Source organism: Vibrio sp. 10N.222.48.A3, from assembly GCF_041475345.1.
GTDB classification, from domain to species: Bacteria; Pseudomonadota; Gammaproteobacteria; order Enterobacterales; family Vibrionaceae; genus Vibrio; species Vibrio tasmaniensis_A.
Map to the genome: position 1 here is coordinate 1 of NZ_JBFRVX010000357.1, position 3,538 is coordinate 3,538.

Here is a 3,538-nt window from a genome sequence, read left to right on the forward strand (position 1 = left end):
CAACAGTGACGGGCGTGAAGCCTGCGGTTGACAGCCAAGGCACGCAAGTGGATGAAGGCGAAGGCGCGGTGTTTGAGGTGAGCTTATCGAACCCAAGTTCGACGGACATGACGTTTGATTTTGCGTTGGCCGAAGGCACTGCGATAGAGGCGGACTTTGATAAAGACCCAAGCAACGTGACGTTCAGCAACGGCGTAACGTACGATCCCGTGACTAAGCAAATCACGGTTCCAGCGGGCGTGACGACATTTACGGCGACCGTGGCGACGACTCGAGACACGATTGACGAAGCGAACGAGACGTTCACGTTAACCGTGGGCACTCAAAGTAACACGGCCACCATCATTGATCATGACGTAACTATCAAAGTCCATGATGCTGCGCCTGTCGATGAAGGAGATAAAGCATCCTTTAAAGTGACATTAAATGAAGCCTCTTCTGAAAAACAGTATGTTAAATTTGAAGCGACAACGAATGGTTACGATACCGAATTTGATGATATTGATACCAATAGCCTAACTTACGAATACAAAGATGCTAACGGTGTATTCCAAGTTGCTAACGTCGTTAACGGTTATGTAGAAATTCCGGCAGGAAGAACTGAGCTTCGTGTAACGGTTCAAACCGTGCAAGACGATAAATTTGAATGGACTGAACGTTTTGGACTACACATTGTAGATACAAAATCTCAGGTCGGCGGAACGTCAAGTATTGATGAAGCTAATTCTGATCTGAAAGGTCAGGGTACAATCAAGTTAGATCATACAGATAACCCTACGCTTACATTGACGAATGCTAATGCTGTTGATGAAGGAAGCACGGCCGTATTTGATGGGCAACTATCGAAGGTGTCTGAAGCGTCGATTGAGATGAAAGTCGAGTTTGAATTTTCTAATGGCGTTGGTAAAGCAAACTTTGAGGATTTAGCCGTAGACAGTAGTAAGCCGTTTTCTGGGGTTACAGTCACTTATGTTTCTGGCGGAGTGATTAAGACTATTCCGGTAAATGAAGTGGATGGTACATTCACGCTTCCTGCGAAAGTTACGGATTTCAAAGTTAATGTAGATACAATAAATGACAACCGTTTCGAAACATCTGAAGACTTTGGGATTAAGTTGAGTGAGATACCTTTCCAATCTTCAACAGATGCTAGTAAGGATGTAATCATTAATCACGGTCAGCACGGTGTTAGCGCGTCGGGTTCTATAAACGAAGACGCTGCTGATAAACCAACTGTAAATGTTGCCAATGCTCGTTCGGTAATTGAGGGTGGGACCTTAGAGTATAGCGTTTTACTTACTGGTTCTTCTGATGTAGACGTAACATACTCAATAAACCTCCCTAATAGTAGTGACGTTAAAAAATCAGACATTTCGTTTACTAATGGCGTCACATTGAGCGCCGATGGACAATCTATTGTCGTGCCTAAAGGCGTATATTACTTTAAAGTTATCGTTCCTACATTAGATGACGTTCTTGTAGAAAATACTGAAAATTATACGATTACTATTGGCAGAGACACTGGCACAGGTTTTATACTCGATAATGAAGTTGCACCTGTAATCAAAAACCAATCAGTTAGCGTTTCAGAAGAAGGCCTAAACGGTGGTATCACTGATACTATTGGGTTACCTACTGACTCTACGGATGGTCACTCTATACAAGGTAATCTTGTTATTACTGACGCTAATAACAACTTGTCTGACACTGTGTTTAGTGAAACAAGCTCAATCAACATTACAACATCGACCGGTCAGCCTTTGACATCAGAAGGGCATACTATTGATTGGGCGGTATCGCCTGATGGTCATGCACTTACTGGTACTGCTAACGGAAAAGTTGTTATTGAAGCAACATTGGATAGAAATGGTCACTACGACATACAATTGAAAGCTCCGGTAGATCACCCCAATACTAATGGCGAAGACAATCTAGTCATTCAGATCCCGGTCATTGCTAAAGACACTTCGGGGCTTAAGAGTTCAGGGGGGCAAATTACGATTTCGATTGAAGATGATCAGCCTGTTGCAACAGCTATTGATGTGCCAGTTACCCCAGAAACAAAATCAGATACGAATATTCAGTTGGTAATCGACGTGTCTGGCTCTATGGGCTACGATTCTGGCGTTGCTGGTAAGACTCGTTTAGCTATTTTAAAAGAGTCTCTTGCTAAGATGCTCCAGCAATATGACACGCTTGGCGATGTAAAAGTCCAAATAGTGACATTTACCGGCAACGCTAAACTCATACATGACGGTAGTAAATCTTGGTTCTCTGTTAGTGAAGCTATTACAGAAATCAATAAGCTAAAACCTAAGAATAATACTGATTATGATGATGCTTTACGTAAAGCCCGTACTTCATGGGACCATGACGAAGATAGTAAGCTCCCTGATGCGAATAACGTCAGTTACTTTATTACTGATGGAATTCCAAACCAAGATGATAGGATAGATTATTGGGAAGCGAAAACTTGGACTAAACATTTAGATGATAATGGTATTACTTCTCAAGCTATAGGTATAACGGGAGGTTATCTTGACAAAGGCCAAATTGATTTGGTTTCTCACGATGGTCTGACGGGAACAGACTCTTCAGCGATAGTTATTGATTCGTCGAGCCAACTAACAGATATATTGACCCAGCCAATAATTCAAACCGTTAATGGTTCATTGGTAACTAATGGTGGCTTTGGCGCTGATGGTGGTTATGTTAGTCAGTTAGTTATTGATGGCGTAACTTTTAATTTTGATGGTTCAACTATCAGTTCTACAGGACAGAACTCTAAGATCAGCTTTACCAAAAATGAATCAACAAACGAGTTAAAAGTTACGGTCGATGGCAAGTACACTTTGAGTATCGATATGGATACGGGTTCGTACAAATTTGGTGGCAAACCACAAGCTAGACCTGAAACCGTAGACTTCGATTACACATTGAAAGATGGTGATGGTGATACAAGCACTAGCAATATTTCATTTGATGTAATGGGTTCAAAAGGCAGCGTAGATGTGTCGTCTACAGGCAAGATGATCGATTCTGTTAAAGTTCTTCATGATAATTTGAGTTGGATAGGATCACCTGCAGTAACCAATGGACAAGCGGGTTACAACAAGATTGTAGACAATGTTGATATCAACAAAGGTGTTTCAATCAATGTTGGTGATGCTGGCGATGCTGTTTGGACTGGCCAGGGTGACGATGTCATTTATCTTGGTGATAGTCATGCTGTCTTGGACCAAAATACTGGGCAAGCGTCTAACCAAGATGCGATAAACACTTATATTAAAGATGTTTTCACTCAAGGTCGCGATTCGAACGTAATACTTAACCCTAACCAAGGTGAAGATAGTGAGATAGCTGCTACTAATAACAGTACAGCAAACTTGGATGTTGCTCATGGTGGCGGCGGTAGTGACTATATCTACGGAGAAGGTGGCTCAGACGTTATATTCGGCGGGTCAGGCGATGACGTCATTGATGGCGGTGAAGGTAACGATGGTCTTCGAGGCGGTACGGGTCACGATACACTTAGAGG

The 3,538-nt window shown here is 42.3% G+C and carries 1 protein-coding gene; it reads left to right on the forward strand.

The window, feature by feature from the left end; genetic code table 11:
* The coding region (locus AB4653_RS11110; protein ID WP_372104173.1) for a VWA domain-containing protein at positions 1 to 3,538 on the forward strand (3,538 nt) is incomplete at both ends.